Source organism: Qipengyuania vulgaris (assembly GCF_009827325.1).
GTDB classification, from domain to species: domain Bacteria; phylum Pseudomonadota; class Alphaproteobacteria; order Sphingomonadales; family Sphingomonadaceae; genus Qipengyuania; species Qipengyuania vulgaris.
In genome coordinates this window covers 23,917-41,891 of record NZ_WTYC01000003.1, presented here as the reverse complement: position 1 = coordinate 41,891, position 17,975 = coordinate 23,917, and the positions used below count along the sequence as shown (strand labels likewise).

General features: G+C 60.8%; 24 protein-coding genes. 13 read left to right on the top strand and 11 right to left on the bottom strand.

All coding sequences use genetic code 11. The annotated features are described in order from the left end of the window. Nucleotides 1–17: 17 nt before the first annotated feature. The 5 genes from dnaQ (at nucleotide 18) to GRI69_RS06965 (ending at nucleotide 3,014) form a co-directional block, all read left to right on the top strand. Complete coding sequence (gene dnaQ / locus GRI69_RS06985; RefSeq protein ID WP_160727558.1) at nucleotides 18–707, top strand: DNA polymerase III subunit epsilon; 690 nt, start codon at nucleotides 18–20, stop codon at nucleotides 705–707. 77 nt (nucleotides 708–784) lie between these two features. Beyond that, nucleotides 785–1,357, top strand: a complete 573-nt coding sequence (hpf, locus tag GRI69_RS06980; protein WP_160727557.1) for a ribosome hibernation-promoting factor, HPF/YfiA family — start codon at nucleotides 785–787, stop codon at nucleotides 1,355–1,357. A gap of 20 nt (nucleotides 1,358–1,377) precedes the next feature. Then, a complete protein-coding gene (locus tag GRI69_RS06975; protein ID WP_160727556.1) occupies nucleotides 1,378–1,836 on the top strand; it encodes a PaaI family thioesterase in 459 nt (152 codons plus the stop codon). Continuing rightward, complete coding sequence (locus GRI69_RS06970) at nucleotides 1,833–2,174, top strand: DUF1491 family protein (RefSeq protein ID WP_160727555.1); 342 nt, start codon at nucleotides 1,833–1,835, stop codon at nucleotides 2,172–2,174. The genes GRI69_RS06975 and GRI69_RS06970 overlap by 4 nt, the downstream gene beginning before the upstream one ends. Nucleotides 2,175–2,372: 198 nt before the next feature. Beyond that, on the top strand, nucleotides 2,373–3,014 hold the full coding sequence (locus tag GRI69_RS06965) for a cell wall hydrolase (RefSeq protein ID WP_237452991.1): 642 nt from the start codon (nucleotides 2,373–2,375) through the stop codon (nucleotides 3,012–3,014). 62 nt (nucleotides 3,015–3,076) lie between these two features. On the opposite strand, the gene xth is transcribed toward GRI69_RS06965, so the two are convergent. The 3 genes from xth to GRI69_RS06950 are packed head-to-tail and all read right to left on the bottom strand — an operon-like array spanning nucleotide 3,077 to nucleotide 4,693. After that, nucleotides 3,077–3,862 (bottom strand): exodeoxyribonuclease III, encoded by a 786-nt coding sequence (gene xth / locus GRI69_RS06960; RefSeq protein WP_160727554.1) that lies wholly within the window; start codon nucleotides 3,860–3,862, stop codon nucleotides 3,077–3,079. Nucleotides 3,863–3,900: 38 nt separating this feature from the next. Then, nucleotides 3,901–4,230, bottom strand: a complete 330-nt coding sequence (gene erpA / locus GRI69_RS06955; RefSeq protein ID WP_160727553.1) for an iron-sulfur cluster insertion protein ErpA — start codon at nucleotides 4,228–4,230, stop codon at nucleotides 3,901–3,903. A 31-nt stretch (nucleotides 4,231–4,261) separates the two neighbouring features. Then, nucleotides 4,262–4,693, bottom strand: a complete 432-nt coding sequence (locus GRI69_RS06950) for a CBS domain-containing protein (RefSeq protein ID WP_160727552.1) — start codon at nucleotides 4,691–4,693, stop codon at nucleotides 4,262–4,264. Nucleotides 4,694–4,803: 110 nt separating this feature from the next. Here GRI69_RS06950 and GRI69_RS06945 point away from each other — a divergent pair, with 110 nt between their 5' ends. Continuing rightward, nucleotides 4,804–5,100 carry a hypothetical protein gene (locus GRI69_RS06945; RefSeq protein WP_160727551.1) on the top strand — a complete coding sequence of 99 codons (297 nt, stop codon included), beginning with the start codon at nucleotides 4,804–4,806 and terminating at the stop codon, nucleotides 5,098–5,100. On the opposite strand, the gene GRI69_RS06940 is transcribed toward GRI69_RS06945, so the two are convergent. From GRI69_RS06940 to GRI69_RS06920, 5 genes are read right to left on the bottom strand one after another with little or no spacing between them, the layout of a single operon-like run. Further along, on the bottom strand, nucleotides 5,097–5,471 hold the full coding sequence (locus GRI69_RS06940) for a (2Fe-2S) ferredoxin domain-containing protein (RefSeq protein WP_160727550.1): 375 nt from the start codon (nucleotides 5,469–5,471) through the stop codon (nucleotides 5,097–5,099). The genes GRI69_RS06945 and GRI69_RS06940 overlap by 4 nt on opposite strands. Further along, a complete protein-coding gene (locus GRI69_RS06935; protein ID WP_160727549.1) occupies nucleotides 5,464–7,572 on the bottom strand; it encodes a dipeptidyl-peptidase 5 in 2,109 nt (702 codons plus the stop codon). The genes GRI69_RS06940 and GRI69_RS06935 overlap by 8 nt, the downstream gene beginning before the upstream one ends. Nucleotides 7,573–7,614: 42 nt before the next feature. Then, the gene (locus GRI69_RS06930) at nucleotides 7,615–8,109 is read right to left on the bottom strand and encodes a DUF2497 domain-containing protein (RefSeq protein WP_160727548.1); all 495 of its coding nucleotides are present in this window, start codon (nucleotides 8,107–8,109) and stop codon (nucleotides 7,615–7,617) included. A gap of 51 nt (nucleotides 8,110–8,160) precedes the next feature. Continuing rightward, nucleotides 8,161–9,651 carry a TolC family outer membrane protein gene (locus tag GRI69_RS06925; RefSeq protein WP_337191040.1) on the bottom strand — a complete coding sequence of 497 codons (1,491 nt, stop codon included), beginning with the start codon at nucleotides 9,649–9,651 and terminating at the stop codon, nucleotides 8,161–8,163. Nucleotides 9,652–9,669: 18 nt separating this feature from the next. After that, on the bottom strand, nucleotides 9,670–10,263 hold the full coding sequence (locus GRI69_RS06920; RefSeq protein ID WP_160727546.1) for a protein-L-isoaspartate O-methyltransferase family protein: 594 nt from the start codon (nucleotides 10,261–10,263) through the stop codon (nucleotides 9,670–9,672). Between the two features lie 161 nt (nucleotides 10,264–10,424). Between GRI69_RS06920 and GRI69_RS06915 the strand changes: the two genes are divergently transcribed. From GRI69_RS06915 to GRI69_RS06905, 3 genes are all read left to right on the top strand, one after another. Next, nucleotides 10,425–11,942, top strand: coding sequence for a fumarate hydratase (locus tag GRI69_RS06915; protein WP_160727845.1), 1,518 nt, complete (start codon nucleotides 10,425–10,427; stop codon nucleotides 11,940–11,942). 99 nt (nucleotides 11,943–12,041) lie between these two features. Next, nucleotides 12,042–13,256: a sensor histidine kinase gene (locus tag GRI69_RS06910; protein WP_160727844.1), complete on the top strand. Its 1,215-nt coding sequence runs from the start codon at nucleotides 12,042–12,044 to the stop codon at nucleotides 13,254–13,256. After that, nucleotides 13,249–13,986 (top strand): LytR/AlgR family response regulator transcription factor, encoded by a 738-nt coding sequence (locus GRI69_RS06905; RefSeq protein ID WP_160727545.1) that lies wholly within the window; start codon nucleotides 13,249–13,251, stop codon nucleotides 13,984–13,986. The genes GRI69_RS06910 and GRI69_RS06905 overlap by 8 nt, the downstream gene beginning before the upstream one ends. A gap of 67 nt (nucleotides 13,987–14,053) precedes the next feature. Here GRI69_RS06905 and GRI69_RS06900 read toward each other — a convergent pair whose 3' ends face one another. After that, on the bottom strand, nucleotides 14,054–14,344 hold the full coding sequence (locus GRI69_RS06900; protein ID WP_160727544.1) for a UrcA family protein: 291 nt from the start codon (nucleotides 14,342–14,344) through the stop codon (nucleotides 14,054–14,056). Nucleotides 14,345–14,545: 201 nt separating this feature from the next. Here GRI69_RS06900 and GRI69_RS06895 point away from each other — a divergent pair, with 201 nt between their 5' ends. The 4 genes from GRI69_RS06895 (at nucleotide 14,546) to GRI69_RS06880 (ending at nucleotide 16,819) form a co-directional block, all read left to right on the top strand. Next, nucleotides 14,546–14,809 (top strand): hypothetical protein, encoded by a 264-nt coding sequence (locus GRI69_RS06895; protein WP_237452990.1) that lies wholly within the window; start codon nucleotides 14,546–14,548, stop codon nucleotides 14,807–14,809. Between the two features lie 39 nt (nucleotides 14,810–14,848). Then, the gene (locus GRI69_RS06890) at nucleotides 14,849–15,706 is read left to right on the top strand and encodes a diacylglycerol/lipid kinase family protein (protein ID WP_160727542.1); all 858 of its coding nucleotides are present in this window, start codon (nucleotides 14,849–14,851) and stop codon (nucleotides 15,704–15,706) included. After that, nucleotides 15,696–16,556: a metallophosphoesterase family protein gene (locus GRI69_RS06885; protein WP_160727541.1), complete on the top strand. Its 861-nt coding sequence runs from the start codon at nucleotides 15,696–15,698 to the stop codon at nucleotides 16,554–16,556. The genes GRI69_RS06890 and GRI69_RS06885 overlap by 11 nt, the downstream gene beginning before the upstream one ends. A 65-nt stretch (nucleotides 16,557–16,621) precedes the next feature. Next, nucleotides 16,622–16,819, top strand: coding sequence for a hypothetical protein (locus GRI69_RS06880; RefSeq protein WP_160727540.1), 198 nt, complete (start codon nucleotides 16,622–16,624; stop codon nucleotides 16,817–16,819). Nucleotides 16,820–16,911: 92 nt separating this feature from the next. Here GRI69_RS06880 and rpsI read toward each other — a convergent pair whose 3' ends face one another. Then, entirely contained in the window at nucleotides 16,912–17,436 is a 525-nt protein-coding gene (gene rpsI / locus GRI69_RS06875; RefSeq protein ID WP_160727539.1) for a 30S ribosomal protein S9, read from the bottom strand. Continuing rightward, nucleotides 17,436–17,915: a 50S ribosomal protein L13 gene (rplM, locus tag GRI69_RS06870; RefSeq protein ID WP_160727538.1), complete on the bottom strand. Its 480-nt coding sequence runs from the start codon at nucleotides 17,913–17,915 to the stop codon at nucleotides 17,436–17,438. The genes rpsI and rplM overlap by 1 nt, the downstream gene beginning before the upstream one ends. Nucleotides 17,916–17,975: the final 60 nt, after the last annotated feature.

Genomic DNA, 17,975 nt, shown 5'->3' with positions numbered 1-17,975 from the left:
GTCCGATAGATTACCCGATGCGTGAAATCGTTTTCGACACCGAAACCACCGGCCTCGACCCGAAGACGGGTGACCGGATGGTGGAAATCGGCTGCGTCGAGATGTTCAATCTCGTCCCCACCGGGAAAACTTACCACGCCTATTACAATCCAGAGCGTGACATGCCTGCGGGCGCAGAGGCGGTGCATGGTCTTTCGAGCGCTTTTCTTGCCGACAAGCCGCTGTTTCGGGAAACCTTTCGCGAACTCCTCGAATTTATCGGCGATGCTCCCCTCATCGCGCACAACGCCGGGTTCGATTTCGGATTTCTCAACGCCGAACTGACGCTGTGCCAATGCGAGCCGGTCTGCATGACCCGGATGATCGATACGGTAGCCTTGGCCAAGAAGCGTCATCCCGGAGCCAAGCTTTCGCTCGATGCACTCTGCACCCGCTACGGAATCGACCGCAGTCACCGCGTGAAGCACGGCGCCCTGCTCGATGCCGAGCTGCTTGCCCAGGTCTATGTCGAACTGAAGGGTGGTCGCCAGATCGGACTGGAACTTGCGGCCGAAACGGCCAATTCATTTGCCACTGCGGATCTGATCGCGGTACGCAGGGCTCCGGAAGGACCGCGACGCGAACCACGGCCCCACGCTCCGACGGCTGAAGAACTCCTTCGGCACAGGCAGTTCATGGCCGGGATCGAAAATCCTCTCTGGGGGTAAGGTCAAGGCCCGCGCATTCTGGACTGACCGATCCGGACGATAGGAAAATCGGGGCGCGATATAAGGAGAAAGACTTTATGGATATCCGTGTTTCGGGCCACCAGATCGACACCGGCGCAGCCTTGCAGACCCATGTCGAGGACCGAATGCAGGGCATCGTCGAGAAGTATTTCAATCGCGCCATTTCGGCCAATGTCACTTTCGGCAAGGCGGCAGGCGGCGCATTTTCTTCCGACATCGTCACGCACGTCATGCAGGGACTGGTCCTGAAGGGTCATGCCGAGGCTCATGATGTCCACCAGGCTTTCGACCAGGCGGCCGCAAAGATCGAAAAGCAGTTGCGCCGCTACAAGCGCCGGATCAAGGATCGGCACGAGCAGGCCGACCATGCAATGCGCGAACAGGAAGCCGCCTATACGATCTTCGCCGCGCCCGAGGCCGACAATGAAGACGAGGTCGAGCATGACAGCCCGCCGGTTATCGCTGAAACCAGTGCCATGATCCCCGAATGCTCGGTGGCCGACGCGGTCATGCTGCTGGACCTTCAGAATGGCAATGCGCTGCTGTTCAAGAACGGGGCGACCGAGGTGCACAACATGGTCTATCGACGTGCGGATGGTTCGATCGGCTGGGTCGAGCCCCGAAGCTGAATAGGGAATCGAGAGCGACGATGGGCGGAGCGGCAGGCAGCGGAGCCGAACTTCATTGGCGTGCGCTCGAAGGCCTTTATTCTTCTGCCCCGGTCAATGCGCTCTTCGATTCGTCTCTCGAAGTCACCGGTGAAGGGTCGGCACGAATTACGTTCGAAGTCACCGTATCGGCGTTTCACGCTGCAGGTGCGGCGCACGGAACGATCTATTTCAAGATGCTCGATGATGCCGCCTTCTACGCCGCAAATACGCTGGTGACCGACCGGTTCCTGCTAACGACCTCGTTCAATCTTCACTTCACGAAGCCGGTCCGCGAAGGGAAAGTCGTGGCGGAGGGGCGCTGGGTCAGCGGCAGGCGCCGGGTCTTCGTAGCCGAATCGAAGCTCGTCGATTCCGAAGGTGAGGAAATTGGCCGCGGCACCGGCACCTTTATGAAATCCCGCATCCCGCTCTCGAGCTTACCGGGATATACCGCGTGACGGCCGATCAAAGACTTCCGGCACACCTGGAAGTCGCGGGATTGCTCAAACTCGTCCAAGCCCTCGGAGGTTTCGGAATGGTTTTGCAGAAGGGCGAACGCGATGCTGGAACGCTGGCGATATTAACCACGAATGGTGGCAAAAATACCCGTTTATGGGAGCGGATGCCGCAGATGGATGGTTCACGGGCCTTCGTATGCATTCGCGAACAAGACGACGAAAACACTAGAGAATTCGACGAATATGTGGCCAAAAGGCAGCGTCAGGATCCGGATTGCTGGTTCCTGGAATTGGACGGTCCCGATGTGGAACGACTGATAGATCCAGGCCACCGTTAACTTGACACGGTTTCAAATGAGACTATTTGGCCCGCCAGCTTCGATGCGCAGGCGGTCGAGTTGGCAATGGTGTCGACGGACTAGCGCGCAGACGGGGAGCAAGCGGCAGGCCCGTTAACGGATCCAAGTTTAAAGACGCACATAACGCGCATCGGATCCCAGCCTGCGCAGCTACTCACCGCCCAGATAAGCGGGATCATGCGTAAATCACTTTTTGGTATTGCGGCTGCCGCCGCGACTATGATTGCAACGTTTGCCGGTGCGGAAGAAACCGGCGCAGAGGTCGCTGAAGCGACCGTAGAGACCACCACCGAAGAAGCCGCCCTCACCGAAGAGGTGGTTCCGGTCTTCGTCAGCGAAGAAGTGGTCCAGGAGCTTCCCGAGGAAGCTACAGCAGAATTTACAGGAAACGTGTCGCAGGCGGACAGCCTGCGCGAACTCGTGGCCGAAATGCCGGCTTCGGGTGAACTTTCCGATGAGATGCGCTGCCTTGCCGGCGCAGTCTATTTCGAATCGCGCGGTGAACCGCTTTCCGGCCAACTGGCCGTGGCTCAGGTCGTCATCAACCGCAGCGAATCCAGCAGCTTTCCTTCCAGCTATTGCGGCGTGGTCTACCAGCGCGCACAGTTCAGCTTCGTTCGCGGCGGCACGATGCCGCGGATCAAGACTGGATCGGATGCATGGAAGCGCGCCACCGCTATCGCGCGGATTGCGCACCAGGGCCTGTGGGATAGCGAAGCAGACGATTCGCTCTATTTTCACGCGAAATATGTAAGGCCCAGCTGGGCTCGCAAGAAAGTCGCCCGCGCGACCATCGATACGCACATCTTCTATCGCTGATTGAATGCGCCAATTGCCAAGCGGCCGTCGCTACCAAGCGGCGGCCCTTCCGCGTTGTTACATCAATCGGAAATTTCGACCCAGACCGGTGTGTGGTCGCTGGCCTTCTCCCGGCCGCGACATTCCTTGTCGACACCGGCAGCGATCATCCGGTCGGCCAGCTCTGGCGAAAGCAGCAAGTGGTCGATCCGGAACCCGTGGTCGCGCTGCCATGCACCGGCCTGATAATCCCAATAGGTCCACACGCCTCCTCGCGGGTTGAGCGTCTCGATCGCGTCGGTCCAGCCATCGGACAGCATTCGTTGGTAGGCATTGCGCGATTCCGGCTGCATCAGCGCGTCGCCGGCCATAGCCTTGGGCGACCAGACGTCCTTGTCTTCCGGAATCACGTTATAGTCGCCTAGAACCACAGCAGGGACCTCCTCATCCCAGATGGTGCGCATGCGATCGCGCAGCAATTCCATCCAGGCGAGCTTGTAATCGAATTTCGGACCAGGATGCGGATTCCCGTTGGGCAGGTAGAGATTGCAGATGCGGACCCCGTTCACCTCTGCCTCGATGTATCGCGCCTGCTCGCCCTCGCCGTCCTTCGGTCCATCGATGCCCAGCCCGCGTTTGACTTCGATCGGCTTCACTCCGTCGGCAAGAATTGCGACACCGTTGAAGCTTTTCTGGCCATGCCAGATGGCCTGATAGCCGATCTTCTCGAATTCTTCGGCCGGGAAGCCGTCGTCCATCGTCTTGATCTCCTGCAGGCAGGCGACGGTTGGACGGGTTTCCTCGAGCCATTCGAGCAGCCGCGGCAGGCGGGCTTTGATTCCGTTGATGTTGAAGCTGGCAATACGCATGGATCGGTCCATGCCCCAAGCAGCGTCGCGGGTCTAACCTAAATCCCGAAACTGGAACCGCAGCCGCATCCGGCGGCTGCGTTGGGATTTTCGACCCGAAAAGCGGCACCGCCAAGCGATTCGACGAAGTCCACTACGCTTCCCGCCACAAGATCGAGACTTATGGGATCGACGACGAGCCGAACGCCATCGGTGTCACTGACCAAGTCGTCTTCCTCCGCACCTTCGGCAAGATCAAACTTGTACTGGAAGCCGGAGCATCCCCCGCCTTCCACTGACAGGCGAAGGATTGCCGGCTTTGCCTGCTTTTGGGCAATGGTGGCAACGCGCTTCGCAGCGGCTTGGGTGAGGGTGAGCATTTCGGCCATGCTGGCGATGTAGGAAGTGTGGGGCCCGGGCTCAAGCAGTGCGGATATATTCGCGCATGGCTTCGGCTTCGTGTTGTATCTCGTCGAGGCGCGCCTTCACGAGATCTCCGATGGATATGAAGCCGCACATCGCCGACCCGTCGAGGATTGGCAGGTGGCGAATTCGCCGCTTGGTCATGAGTGCCAGTGCATCGAGGATTGCCGTCTCGCGATTGGCAGTAATGGCGGGGGACGTCATCACTTGGCCGACCGGCTTGTCTAGACAGGCCTGTCCTTCTTCGGCCAGACGATAAATCACGTCGCGTTCGGAAAAAATCCCTGCAACGGACCCGCCGGCCATTACCGGAAGGGCACCGATGCGTTTGGCGGCGAGCAGGCTGACCGCATCGCGGACCGGCCGGTCGACATCGATCGAAATAATGTCTGCACTCGTGCGACCCTCGATAAGTTTCCCGATGTTCATGCCTGCCTCCTCTTGTTGCGCGCTCCAGAATGCCATCGATATCACAAATTGGCCAGCCGGGCACAGCCTCCCCGTTGAAAGCTTGCTCTCGGCGCGCCATTAGAGCGGGCATGGCAGACAAATCACCACTCGACGATCCCAAGGCAGCCGCTTACGCCTGGGCGCGTTATCGCAGGATAATGCGTTTCCTGTTCCTGCTGACGGTCGGCCTCGTCGCAATCGCCATGGCGTTGCTATGGAAGTTCGAGGATGTGTCGGTGCATTTCTACATCGCGACCGCGCTGGGCATCGGCTTCACGATGTTGCTGACCGGCGCGCTGATGGGACTGGTATTCCTGTCCTCGGGAACGGGGCATGACGAAGCGGTCGACAACCGCCTGCCGGACAACAGGAACGACGAAGACTAAGCTTCCTCCGACCCCCGCAGGCGGTACTCTTCCACCGGAACGCCGCCGATAAGGTGCCGCTGGATGATCGCTTCGAGCACTTCCTCGGTGCAGGAATGGTACCAGACATTCTCCGGCCATACGACTGCGATGGGTCCGTGCGCGCAGATTTGCAGGCAGTCGGCCTTGGTTCGCTGGATGGTTTCGCCGCGTCCGACCAGCTTCAGCTCCTTGAGCCGTTTCTTCAAATAGGCCCAGGCAGCCTTGCCCTCCTCGCGCGAACAGCATTTCTGCTTTTCGCTGACCGCGCAGAGGAAGATCTGGCGTTCGACCGTCTCGCCGCCGATCTTGGAGAGTGCGTTTTCGGCCTTTGCGAGGCCCTTCTTACTCATCCGGCTTCAGCCAGCGGTCGAGCCAGGAAAAGACCGTGTTGTGCCATTGCAGCGAGTTTTTCGCGCCGAGCACCCAGTGATTTTCTTCCGGGAAGACAAGCAGCTGGCTCGGAATCTGGCGCTCCTGCAATGCGGTGAAACTGGCCAGTCCCTGGCTATAGGGAACCCGGAAGTCCTTCTGGCCGGTGACGACGAGCATCGGGGTCTCCCATTTGTCGACATGGTTCACCGGGTTCCAGCGCTCGTAAAGTTCGCTGTTTTCGGAATAGCTGCCGCCGAAGTCCCACTTCGGAAACCACAGTTCTTCGGTCGTGAAATAGAAACTGCGCATATCGAAGAGGCCGTCATGCTGCACGAGGCAGTCGAACCGGTCGGGCCAGTTGCCTGCGATCCAGTTCATCATGTAGCCGCCGTAGCTTGCCCCCATGGCACAGGCACGGCTGCCGTCGATCTGGCTGTCTCGCTCGAGCGCCGCCGCAAGGCCAAGCTGGAGGTCTTCGAGCGGCTTGCCGCCCCAGTCGCGATTGATGCTGTCGGTGAAGGCTTGCCCGTATCCGGTCGAGCCGTGGAAATCGACGGAAATCACCGCATAGCCCTGGCTTGCGAGGACGCGCGGATTCCAGCGGCTGGACCAGCCGTCGTTGAAGGAACCCTGAGGTCCGCCGTGGACGTACAGGATGGCTGGCATCCTGCCGGTTTGCCCTTCCAGCTTGGTGATCTGGCCCCAAACCGTGTCGCCATTTGCGCCGGGGAAGCTGAACCGTTCGACCGCTACCGGTGCGAACTTGCCAACCGTGGGACTGGCAACCTGCGTGAGCGGTTCCGCCTGGCCCCAATCGCTCGACAGGAACATCTCGGCGGGTGCGCCGATGGAATCGCGAGTGAAGAGCAAGTTTCCGTCCGCCAGCGGTGCGACATTGCCGATATGGGCTTCGTTGCCCGCCATCAGGTCGAGCTCTTCGACGGAGCCGCTGCGCGGATCGATGCGGTAGGCCGGGGTGTCGAGAACGTCCTGCGCCGTTGCGACCAGCCAGCGCGAATCGGGTGTCCAGGCGAGCGAACCGAAGCTGCGGTCAAAATCGGCGGTCAGTGCGGTGGTTACGCCGCTCTGAAGATCGCGCAGCATGATCACTTGCCGATCGCTCTCGTAGCCCGGTCGCGTCATCGCGACATAGGCGAGATACTGCCCGTCGGGCGACGGTTTCGGCATCGCGTCGAGCGCTTCATTGGCATCGGTCAGGTTGATCGGGGCCGCACCGGAAAGATCGGACCGCCAGATATCGAGATTGGTCGAATAGGGTTCGTTTGCCCCGCCTTCGCGCGCCACGAAATACAGGGCGGACCCATCGGGCGCCCAGGCGATATCCTCACCGCCGCCGAACGGCATGGTCGGGGTATCGCCCTGCGGACCACCTGCGCCAAGCGGTCCATCGGCCGGCGTAAAGCGGCTCCCGGCCACGCCATTCACCAGATCGGCGGTGAACACGCGGCTATAGGTCCCCGGCGTTTCCCAGCTGTCCCAATGGCGATAGAAACCTCCGTCGCCTTCGTACAGACGCGCGTCTCCCGGGCCGGGCAGGTAGGATTTGACGCTATCGTCGCACGACAATTCGACACAGCTGCGTGCCACGTCCGTCCAGATCGCGATCCTCGTTCCGGAGTTTGCAACCTTGAAGCCGTTCACCCCGCGAGCGACATCGGTCACCTGTCTCTTGCCCGTGATCGCCCCGTTTGCGCCAACACGCGCCCGCCAGACCTGCATGGTTTCGCCGTCGGCATCGCTTGCCATGTAGTAGAGCAAGCCGTCGCCAGCGAAGCTCGCACTGCTTCCTTCCAGATCGAGCGCAATCGGTGCCGCGTCTTCATTCGCGAGCGAGCGCAGGTACATCTGCCCGGAGCGTTCGAAGGTTTCGCTGTCCGTCGTTGTGACGGAATAGATTGCCATGGACCCGTCGGGCGCGACACTCGGGCTGCCGAGGCGCGGCATCGTCACCAGGTCCTCGGCCTGCATTGGCTCGGCGGAGTCCTGCGCGGCAAGCGGCGTGGCGAAAAGCGCAAATGCGCTGGCGAGCGGGAATGCGACCCTGTTGCGTGCTGTCATGGCTGCGCGGTGTAGCGCGCAACCGTGCGCAAGGTAAGGGGTTTAGCGCTTCTTCCCGGCGATCCGGGCGATCTCAGCCTTGACGAGGTCTTCGACCATGCCGGGCAGGTTTTCATCGAGCCATTTGGAAAGCATCGGGCGCAGCATGTCGCGCACCAGCCCTTCGAGCGAAGTCTCGCCCTGTCGGACGATCTGGGGCTGCTTGCCGGGCTTGGACAGCATGGTGAGCGCAGCGAAGTTCTGCTGCATCGCACTTCGCGTGGCGTCGGTTATCAGCCCCTCGTCCTCGCCTTCGCCCGGTTCCTCGCCATAGACGGCGTCGAGACCGGCATCGTCCTCGATTATGAGTTCCTCTCCGAGACCTGCTCCGAGCTCGAGGACGTCTTCCGCCTCGTCGGAATCGACCGGTTCGGCCCCGCCCGCGATCAGGTTGCGGCGGCGCTGCGGCACCTCGGCTCGGACTTCCGAATCCCGCGCGATCACCTTCTTGATCGATTCGAGTATTTCATCGACCGATGGTTCGCCGTGATTCTGCATGCGCGCCCTACCTTGCTTATGTCGTGATCCCGAATCGGGACTGCGCCAGTGTTAAGGGGTATCTTCCGGCTCGACAATCTCGGGAATTTCCGCCGTGGGAGCGTCCACGCCTACCGTGCTGGTGCTGGTAGCCTGAGGAGCGGGGTCCCGATCCCAATCCCAGATGCGGCCGCTCACGCGTTCGTAATTGTCGATCGGATCGTAGAGGACGCCCTCGTCCGCCAGGCCCAGATCCCGCGCTTCTGCACGGCCCATGGCAGCCAGAAGGGAAAAGCCCGCGACATAGGCATTGCGCCGCGCGGTCACCAATTGGACGCGGCTCTGAAGCAATTCCTGTTCGGCGTTCAGTACATCCAGGATGGTGCGATTCCCGATGGAATTTTCTGCGCGAACGCCTTCCAGACTCAGTTCGGCAGCCGATACGGCGCTCTGGGAGCTTTCGATGATTGCAAGAGAGGCCTGCCAACTCGAATAGGCCGACCTGACCTGGGCGATCACGTCGCGCTCTGCGGCAATGACTTGCTCCAGCGCGGCGGTCGCGCGGGCAGTCGCCTGACGCTGCAATGCTGCGGGCCGCCCACCCTGAAACAGCGGAATACGCAGAGACACACCCGCAGAGGCGGCTGTGGCCGATTGGTCGCTGGGGACGACAGGACTACCCGGGTCCGTAGGATCGAGCGGGCCATCCGCGACACTGCCGAGGTAATTGTCGTAATCATATCCGGCAAAGACCGAAACGGTGGGGAGCCGGCTGGAACCGGCCACTTCGATATCGTAACCTGCGGCCTGCGCGAATTCGCGTGCCGCGATGAGGTCGGGATTGTTTTCCAGGGCGACGTCGACAGCAGTGGTCACGTCGTCCGGCAAACCCGGAAGCGGGGGCGGGGCCTGCAAATCGGTCGGTGCCTCGCCAACGAGGGCGATATAGTCTTCCCGCGCCGCGATCAGATTTGCTTCGGCACTCCGCAAATCACCTTGCGCCAGGGCGAGACGCGCTTCGGATTGGGCCACATCGGTGCGGGTCAGATCGCCGATTTCGAAACGATCGCTGGTGGCCTCGACATCGATTGAGAGAACGTCGACCTGATTTGCCGACAGGGATACGAGCGCCTGGCCGCGCAGCACATCCATATAGGCGGCCACTACCTGGGTGAAGATCGCGCTTTCCGTGGCACGAAGATCTGCCCGGCCAGCATCTACCCGCTCCTTCGCAGCCCGCACCGAATTCTTCACCGCCCCGCCCGAATAGATCGGCACGCCGAGATCTATTCCGGCAGTGAGCGCTCGCTCGGGAGTGAAAAAGCTGGTCGACCGCTGCTTGATGAATTCGGTGACATTGGCATTCGCTTCGGCAGAGGGAAGGCCGGAGGACCGTTCGATCTGGACGTTCTCGTCGGTCGCACGCAGTCCTGCGCGCGCCGCCTCGAGATTGGGATTGTTGAAATACGCGTCGGTCAGCGCTTCCTGCAGCGTATCTGCGGATGCAGGAGCCGCAACGAGCGCGAGCGCGATAAGACTGCCCGAAACCTTCAGGTATTTCACGACCCCTCCCCTAAGCATTCAGAAACTCCAGCTCTCCGGCTTGTCGAACGCGCCCATGCGCGGCACTCCCATTTCGGCGAGAGGCAGCAAAGCAAGGGCATTGCCAGATTTACGCCCTGTGGCGATGCGGGTAACTCCGCGCTCTACGATCCCGGTCACGATCCTGCCGCCCTCAGCCACCAATTTCGCCATATTTGCCGGCACATGTTCGATGGCACCATCGACGAGAACGAGAGAATAGTCGCCCTTCTTCGCCTTGAGAGCCTCGGACGGTGATATGGTTTTGACCGAAGCCACAAGCGGTTCGACCAATGCGGTCAGATATCCGCTGCCGCCATCGATCACGAGGACGCTGTCATTTTTGGTAGGCCGGGCTTCGGCCAGCATGGCACCATGAAAAACGGGTGCAGGCAGCGAACCTCCATCTCCGAGCCGGATCGCCCGGTCCATGTAGGCCGTGCCCTTTGCGCCTTCGGGCACGAAATCTTCGCGCGGGACGGTGCCCATGCGCTCGAGTACGAAAGCTTCGTTGACGCCGCTGGTGCGCAGCTGGCTGTCGATCATCGCCTTGCGGGCGGCGGTGTAGTCGGGGCGAGTCTTTGTGGTGGTCATGATAAATCCGAACGCTGTATTACATCTATAACACGGCTTTGCAAGCTCCCCGTTGCCTTAGGCGCAAGACCTTTTGCTTCCAAGCGCTTTGACCGATGGCCGGTAAGCCGCCTATCGGGGAGCGCAAATCTGCAACATGGGAACGCGCAGCGATGAGCGACATGACCGTAATCAAGGAAGAAGACCTGATCGAGAGCGTGAAGGACGCGCTCCAGTACATATCCTATTATCATCCAATGGATTACATCCGCGCGCTGGGAGTAGCCTACGAAGCGGAGCAGGGGCCGGCAGCAAAGGACGCGATCGCGCAGATCCTCACCAACAGCCGCATGTGCGCCGAAGGCCACCGTCCGATCTGCCAGGACACGGGCATCGTTAACGTCTTTGTCCGATGGGGGATGAACTGCCGTCTCGACACGCAGCGCAGCTTGCAGGAAGTGGTCGATGAAGGCGTGCGTCAGGCCTACAACCACCCGGACAACAAGCTGCGCGCCTCGATCCTTGCCGATCCGGCCTTTACTCGCCGCAACACCCGCGACAACACACCCTGCGTCCTGTCGGTAGAAATGGTGCCCGGCGACACGATCGACATCGACGTCGCGGCCAAGGGCGGCGGCAGCGAGAACAAGTCGAAGTTCAAGATGATGAACCCGTCGGACAATATCGTCGATTGGGTGGTCGAACAGCTTCCTTCGATGGGGGCAGGCTGGTGTCCGCCGGGCATGCTCGGCATCGGCATCGGCGGCACGGCAGAGCATTGCATGAAGCTTGCCAAGCTGAGCCTGATGGAGCCGATCGACATGGGCCAGCTCAAGCAACGTGGCGCGCAGTCCGACCTCGAGCAGCTGCGCATCGACATCTTCGACGCCGTCAATGCGCAGGGCATCGGCGCGCAGGGCCTGGGGGGCCTCTCCACCGTTCTAGACGTCAAAATTCTCGATGCACCCTGTCACGCGGCGGGCAAGCCGGTGGCGATGATCCCCAACTGCGCCGCAACGCGCCATGCGCATTTCACGCTCGACGGTTCGGGCCCGGCCTATCTCGAACCCCCCAAGCTCGAGGAATACCCCGACGTGACCTGGCAGCCCGACGCGGCTGCGAAGAAGGTCGATCTCGACAATCTCACCCCCGAGCAGGTCACCAGCTGGGAGCATGGCGACCGCCTGCTGCTGTCGGGCAAGATGCTGACCGGCCGCGACGCAGCCCACAAGCGCATCCACGATATGCTTGAGAATGGTGAGGAACTGCCGGTCGAATTCAAGGGCCGCGCGATCTATTACGTCGGCCCCGTCGATCCGGTAATGGGCGAAGTCGTCGGTCCCGCGGGCCCCACCACCGCAACGCGGATGGACAAGTTCACCGAGATGATGCTCGATCTCGGATTGCTCGCGATGATCGGCAAGGCCGAACGCGGGCATGACGCGGTGGAGGTGATCAGCCGCTTCAAGGTCGCCTATCTGATGGCGACGGGCGGCGCTGCCTATCTTGTCAGCCGTGCGATCAAGGGTGCCGAAGTGGTGGCTTTCGGTGACCTGGGCATGGAGGCGATATACGAATTCGAGGTGCAGGACATGCCCGTTACCGTGGCGGTCGATGCGCAAGGAAACAACGTCCATACGCTTGCCCCGGCGCGCTGGCGCGAGAAAATAGCGAACGGTCAGGTTGAACCCGCCGAATAGCTGCCCCTCTCGACCAACGCCCTAGCGTCGTCGATGGCGGCGCTGGTCATTCGTGGCCGTGCGGTGCAGAAACAGCCTGTTTTGGACAGTGAATCCCTGATGCATTCGGAATCGCCGCGCGTACCAGCCAAGGTCGTGCTTTTTTCCATCCTCGGCCTGTGGGTGGCGTACTTCCTGTTGATCACCGCACGCGGAGCAGTCGTCGGGCTGGAGCTACAGGACGAACTGCTGTGGCGCCGCGTGATTGTTTGCGTTGCCGGAGGCGGGATCACGATCCTCCTCTGGCTGTTCTTGCGGCTGTTCGATGATCGCAGCCTCGGCATCAAAGTTGCCGTGGCGATCGTGGCTGCGGTGCCCGCCTCGCTCGCTATCGCGCAAATAAACACCATGATCTTCGCGCCGATCGAGGATCAGGTTCGCCAGAAGATTGGCGAAGAACGCGGTTTGAACATCCGCCGCGACGAATCGGGCAACCTCCTGCTCGACATCCCTGGTCAGATGACGGCAGCGGGAGTGCAGGAAGGCGGTGCACGTTCCTCCGCGCCGACATCTATCGTCATCGAGCCCGCGCCGACACTGGCGGATTATTGGCGCCGACTGACCGATCTTGCGCTGAGCCGATACTTCCTCCTTCTGGCATGGGCCGCACTTTACCTTGCCATCGTGGCCGGTGCCCGTGCTCGCGCTGCCGAACGGCGCGGTGAGCGCTTCAGGAGTGCAGCGAAGGCTGCCGAGCTGCGCAGCCTGCGCTATCAGGTAAACCCGCACTTCCTCTTCAACACGCTCAACTCGCTCTCTGCCTTGGTGCTGACCGGCAAGGAAGATCGCGCGGAGCAGATGATCCAGTCGATATCCCGCTTCTATCGCAACTCGCTGGCAGACGATTCCACCGGCGACGTGAGTCTGGAGGACGAGATCGATCTGCAGGAACACTATCTCGAGATCGAAGCGGTCCGCTTTCCCGAACGGCTGAAGACGCGTGTCGATCTGCCCGCTGAACTGGCGCAGTTGCAGGTGCCTGGCATGATCCTGCAGCCGCTGGTCGAAAATTCCGTAAAATACGGAGTATCGGCAAGCAGCAGGCCCGTCACGATCAGCATCGTGGCCCGCGAAGAGTATGGCCGCCTGGTCCTGCGTGTGAGCGATGACGGCCCCGGTTCGCCAAGCGGGCACTCAGGCGGTTTTGGGATCGGGCTCGCCAATGTTCGCGACCGGCTCGAGGCTCGATTTGGACGAGAAGCATCTATAACGTCGGGGCAATCGCTCGACGGATACGAAACCGAACTCAGGTTACCGATGGTGAGACATGGTTGACGACGAAGACAGCAGGCTACGCACGCTGATCGTGGACGACGAACCGCTAGCGGTCGAGCGTATGCAGGTAATTTGCGCCAAGATGGATGATCTCCATGTCGTTGGCACAGCAAGCGACGGGGCGCAGGCACTGCGTCTCGTCGAGGCGCTCAAACCCGACCTGATCCTGCTCGACATGACCATGCCCGAAGTCGACGGCCTGTCAGTTGCGAGGGCGCTCGCCAAGCAGACGCCAAGTCCGGCGGTGGTCTTTGTCACCGCCCATGACAATTATGCGGTCGAGGCTTTCGATCTCGACGCGGTCGACTACGTCCTCAAGCCCGTCAAGCCTGAACGCCTCGATCGCGCCATCCAGCGCGCCTTGGCGCGTCGCGGTGAGGGCGGGCCGCAAGACAGCAAATGGCTGGAAGAACTCTGGATTCCTCACCGGAGTGAACTGATCCGCATAGACACGCAGGAAGTGTCGCGGATCGATGCAGAGCGCGATTACGTACGCCTGCATGTAGAGGACCGTAGTTATTTGCTGCTTCAGACCATTGCGGGCCTCGAAAAGCGCCTCGATCCGGACAATTTCATCCGCATCCATCGATCCACAATTTTGCGAAAGGATCGTATCAAAGGCCTTCGCCACGACGGTCTCGGAGTCTGGTCGGCCGAAGTGGAGAGTGGTGAAGCGCTGCGCATCGGCCGGACCTATCTGCCGAAGGTCAAGGCGATGGCAGGGCGCTGATCAACAAAGAGCGCCCCGGCCGGGGGACTGCAATCCGGCCGAGGCGCAAGGCGGGCGGACTGTTTTGTCAGCCGCCTTTTCCTTCGCTCGCAACGATGACGGCGAATTGCGCGCGTGCCTTGGCCCGCAATTCAGTTACGCATCCCTGCGCTTGCCGTGATCGGATGCGAGTGCCCGTGGCATGAGCATCTAACCCGCAAGCCTTGCGAGCCGCAGTCTCGATCCACTTCTCAAGCCTATCCTGACCTTCGGCCGTAGTCAGGTCGAGGTCACGATATTGTACTTCGAAGCGAACTTCCTGCGCGGTGGCCGGTAGTCCGATGCTTCCGAGTGCGGCGGCGGCGATAATCGCTTTCATGACACATTCTCCCGGTTTGCGGCGGACCCGAGGTCTGGGGGACTGAAGTATTGGGCCCGCCGCCCAAACTGTATTGCACAGCTACAACTGTAATTTCACGTATCACTCGACCGGCGGATTGAGAATTTTGATGGAATGCGGAGAATCGCCGACTAAACGCGATTGGCAATCGGCGAGCGGCATACCTACCTTGGGGTCATGGTGCTTTTCGCCCTTTTCATATTGGGGATCGGCAATTTCGCCGTACACAAGGCAGTGCTTGAAAGCCGCCACCCAATGCTGGATGCACTTCCTGGCTTTTACCGCTCTGGGGGCGGACGTTTTTCGCTCTGGTTCGAGTTTCTCATTCTGCTCGCAGCCATGTTGCTGGCCGGAAACGGTTGGCCCGGGATGGCGATAGCTTACGGCATCTACAGCATACTGAATTTCGCTACGGGCTGGCTCCTTCTGTCCGGACGAATTTGAGCGGCGGGAACCTCCCCGACAAGCGCGCGCTTCTGCAGCATGCTCAAAGACAAACCGATCTGGCTGCTCGTCAACACGCGAAGCGGCAGCAACAGTGATGCCGCGGTCGAGGCGCTGGAGATGCATTGTCTTCAGCAAGGTTTCGAGATTGAGCGGAAGATTCGTTTTCCCGATGAAGAACTGCCGAGTGCCCAAGACTTGGACGCTGCGGGGGTCGGGCGACTGGCGATCTTCACCGGTGATGGTTCTTTGAATGCGGCAATCACGAATCTCAGTGGTTGGGGCGGTGAGGTGATCGTCCTGCCAGGCGGTACGATGAATCTCCTCTGCAAGCGTCTGCACGGTCCCGAAGCGGAACTCGAAACGATCGTCGAGCGCGTGGCGCAGGGCGCTTCCCGTCCAGTCCGGCCCCTCATGGCTCGATGCGAGGCTGGTGACGCGCTGGCGGGTTTGCTGGCCGGGCCGGGCACCTCTTGGGCAAGCGTCCGCGAAGCTATGCGCGATTTCGACATTCCGGCGATGGCCGAGGGGACGAGCGAGGCATGGGCGAAAACGATCGGCGGATCGATGATACGTTGCTGCTCTCCTTCGCTTGGCCGCGACGAAGGTTATCCGCTGATAGAATTCACTCCTAGCCACCGTGGGCTCCAGCTCGACGCATTTCACGCAGAAGGTGCGAGCGAGGTGTTACAGCAAAGCCTTGCGTTGCTTCGCAGAAGCTTTCGTGAAGGCCCGCATACACGGCTGGGCCTGGTAGACGAGGTCACGCTGGAAACCCGCGACGGAACCCCGCTCAAGATACTAATCGATGGAGAGCCGGCTACCTTGCCCGCCAAGGCCAAGTTCACGGTGGCCCCCTGCGAGGTCGATCTGCTAGCGACTCACTATGGCTTCTGACGCGCGGCGCATTTTCCACCTCTCCGATATTCACTTCGGGCTCGAGAACAATCGAGCGCTCGATTGGGTAAAGCAGGAGATCGAAGAGAAGCGTCCCGATGCCGTGGCGATTACGGGCGACCTCACCATGCGGGCGCGTCACCGGGAATTCAGGGCGGCGACGCACTGGATCAACTCGCTGACCGCGCCTGTCACCGTGGAAGTGGGCAATCACGACATGCCTTACTTCAATCCGATCGAACGCTTTTTCTCACCTTATAAGCGGTTCCGCGGGATGGCGGAGAAGGTCGAAAAAGAACTCGATCTGGGCAGTCTTGCGGTTGTGCCCCTCAAGACAGCAGTCCGTGCCCAGCCACGCTTTAACTGGTCCAAGGGGTGGGTGACCGACGCGGCACTCGAGAAATGTCTTGCCGCCATCGATTCACTACCCGATGGCACACAAGCATTGGTTGCCGTGCACCATCCTTTGCGCGAAGTCGGGACAGAGGGAACTGCGCTCACGAAGAATGGTGGCAAGGCGCTCCGCGCCCTCGCAAAACGCCCCGTTGCCGCGGTGTTGTCCGGCCATGTCCACGACGCTTTCGATATTCTGGAAAACACCGTTGATGGTCCGGTGCGCATGATTGGCGCTGGTACGCTGTCGAAGCGAACCCGCTCGACTCCGCCCAGTTTCAACGAAATCGATTGGGACGGAGAGACGCTGAGGGTCCGCGTCCGCAATCTCGAAGACATCGACACTCGCGCAATGCAGATCGACGACGTACCCGAAGATGCCATGCCTCCGCGCGGGCCGAGCGACCCGGTAGCTCCGGTCCGGCAGGTGCCCCGGGTTGATCCGCCGGTGCATTAACCAAGGGCAATTGCGCTTCCTCAATCATTCGCGCCGACTATTCCGGAGCATTTTCGGGGGAGCGAATGGAACTCTTCAAGGCAATCCCACTTGGCGGGATTTTTACAGGCGTGCTGGCGCTGGTCATCGGCAGCCAAGGTTCGAAAGGTGGCCAATTGGCCATCTTCCGCGCCGAGATCTATCAATATGATGTCTGGTGGAGCTGGCCGCTCTTCTTCGCGGGTGTGGCACTGGCCTGGGGCATCATGATGCTGCAGCGCTAAGCGGAACGGTCGTGCACGGCCTACACATGAAAAAGGGCGGCTCCTTGCGGAACCGCCCTTTCTGTTAATCCTGAGATCCGTCTCTCGGCGAATTAACGCTTCGAGAACTGGAAGCTGCGGCGTGCCTTCGCACGGCCGTACTTCTTACGCTCGACCACGCGGCTGTCTCGGGTAAGGAACCCGGCAGCCTTGACCGTCGAACGGAGCGCCGGTTCGTATTTGGTGAGCGCCTGCGAAATGCCGTGCTTGACCGCACCTGCCTGGCCCGAAAGACCGCCGCCCTTTACGGTGGCGATCACATCGTACTGGCCCTGACGCTCGGTGATGGCGAAAGGCTGGTCGATCACGAGACGCAGGGTCGGACGTGCGAAATAGATTTCCTGGTCCTTGCCGTTGACGGTAATCTTGCCGCTGCCCGGGACGAGCCATACGCGTGCGGTGGCGTCCTTGCGGCGGCCGGTGGCGTAAGCACGGCCTTGGCCGTCCAATTCCTGCTCACGCAGGGGAACGTCGGCCTTGGCGGCGATGTCTGCCGAATCGCCTTGCGGCGCGTCGGAAGCGATGTCTTTCAGATCGGCGAGATCCGAGACGGTGTCGTTCTTGGTTTCGTCAGCCATCATGCAACAGCCTTGTTCTTGCGGTTCATCGAAGCAACGTCGAGCGTCTTGGGCTTCTGCCCGTCATGCGGATGCTCGGTGCCGTTGTAGAGGTGGAGCGCGCGCATCTGGTCGCGGCCCAGCGGGCCACGGGGGATCATGCGCTGCACGGCCTTTTCCAGGACGCGCTCGGGGAAACGCCCGCCCAGAACCTTGTTCGGGGTGGTTTCCTTGATGCCGCCGGGGTGGCCGGTGTGCTTGTAATAGATCTTGTCATCCATCTTCTTGCCGGTGAACTTCACCTTGTCGGCATTGATGACGATGACGTGGTCGCCGCAATCGACATGCGGCGTGTAGCTCGGCTTGTGCTTGCCGCGCAGGATGTTGGCGATGATCGCGGCGAGGCGACCGACGACGAGATTCTCGGCGTCGATGATATGCCATTCCTTTTCGACCTCGGCCGGCTTCGCCGACTGGGTCATCTTCGTGAGAGCCTTCATGGGCTTGATGTCCGTTTGCTCGAGTTTGTCGCATCTTGGGGATGCGTATTGTCTGGCAGA

Excerpts from the sequence above, each read along its gene's own strand:
- GRI69_RS06905 (WP_160727545.1), top strand. The coding sequence starts at position 13,249 with ATGGTTGACGACGAAGACAGCAGGCTACGCACGCTGATCGTGGACGAC.
- GRI69_RS06975 (WP_160727556.1), top strand. The coding sequence starts at position 1,378 with ATGGGCGGAGCGGCAGGCAGCGGAGCCGAACTTCATTGGCGTGCGCTC.
- GRI69_RS06880 (WP_160727540.1), top strand. The coding sequence starts at position 16,622 with ATGGAACTCTTCAAGGCAATCCCACTTGGCGGGATTTTTACAGGCGTG.
- dnaQ (WP_160727558.1), top strand. The coding sequence starts at position 18 with ATGCGTGAAATCGTTTTCGACACCGAAACCACCGGCCTCGACCCGAAG.
- erpA (WP_160727553.1), bottom strand. The coding sequence starts at position 4,230 with ATGGCCGAAATGCTCACCCTCACCCAAGCCGCTGCGAAGCGCGTTGCC.
- GRI69_RS06965 (WP_237452991.1), top strand. The coding sequence starts at position 2,373 with ATGCGTAAATCACTTTTTGGTATTGCGGCTGCCGCCGCGACTATGATT.
- rpsI (WP_160727539.1), bottom strand. The coding sequence starts at position 17,436 with ATGGCTGACGAAACCAAGAACGACACCGTCTCGGATCTCGCCGATCTG.
- GRI69_RS06890 (WP_160727542.1), top strand. The coding sequence starts at position 14,849 with ATGCTCAAAGACAAACCGATCTGGCTGCTCGTCAACACGCGAAGCGGC.
- GRI69_RS06920 (WP_160727546.1), bottom strand. The coding sequence starts at position 10,263 with ATGACCACCACAAAGACTCGCCCCGACTACACCGCCGCCCGCAAGGCG.
- GRI69_RS06900 (WP_160727544.1), bottom strand. The coding sequence starts at position 14,344 with ATGAAAGCGATTATCGCCGCCGCCGCACTCGGAAGCATCGGACTACCG.
- GRI69_RS06910 (WP_160727844.1), top strand. The coding sequence starts at position 12,042 with ATGCATTCGGAATCGCCGCGCGTACCAGCCAAGGTCGTGCTTTTTTCC.
- GRI69_RS06915 (WP_160727845.1), top strand. The coding sequence starts at position 10,425 with ATGACCGTAATCAAGGAAGAAGACCTGATCGAGAGCGTGAAGGACGCG.
- GRI69_RS06945 (WP_160727551.1), top strand. The coding sequence starts at position 4,804 with ATGGCAGACAAATCACCACTCGACGATCCCAAGGCAGCCGCTTACGCC.
- xth (WP_160727554.1), bottom strand. The coding sequence starts at position 3,862 with ATGCGTATTGCCAGCTTCAACATCAACGGAATCAAAGCCCGCCTGCCG.
- GRI69_RS06885 (WP_160727541.1), top strand. The coding sequence starts at position 15,696 with ATGGCTTCTGACGCGCGGCGCATTTTCCACCTCTCCGATATTCACTTC.
- GRI69_RS06930 (WP_160727548.1), bottom strand. The coding sequence starts at position 8,109 with ATGCAGAATCACGGCGAACCATCGGTCGATGAAATACTCGAATCGATC.
- GRI69_RS06935 (WP_160727549.1), bottom strand. The coding sequence starts at position 7,572 with ATGACAGCACGCAACAGGGTCGCATTCCCGCTCGCCAGCGCATTTGCG.
- GRI69_RS06940 (WP_160727550.1), bottom strand. The coding sequence starts at position 5,471 with ATGAGTAAGAAGGGCCTCGCAAAGGCCGAAAACGCACTCTCCAAGATC.
- rplM (WP_160727538.1), bottom strand. The coding sequence starts at position 17,915 with ATGAAGGCTCTCACGAAGATGACCCAGTCGGCGAAGCCGGCCGAGGTC.
- GRI69_RS06950 (WP_160727552.1), bottom strand. The coding sequence starts at position 4,693 with ATGAACATCGGGAAACTTATCGAGGGTCGCACGAGTGCAGACATTATT.
- hpf (WP_160727557.1), top strand. The coding sequence starts at position 785 with ATGGATATCCGTGTTTCGGGCCACCAGATCGACACCGGCGCAGCCTTG.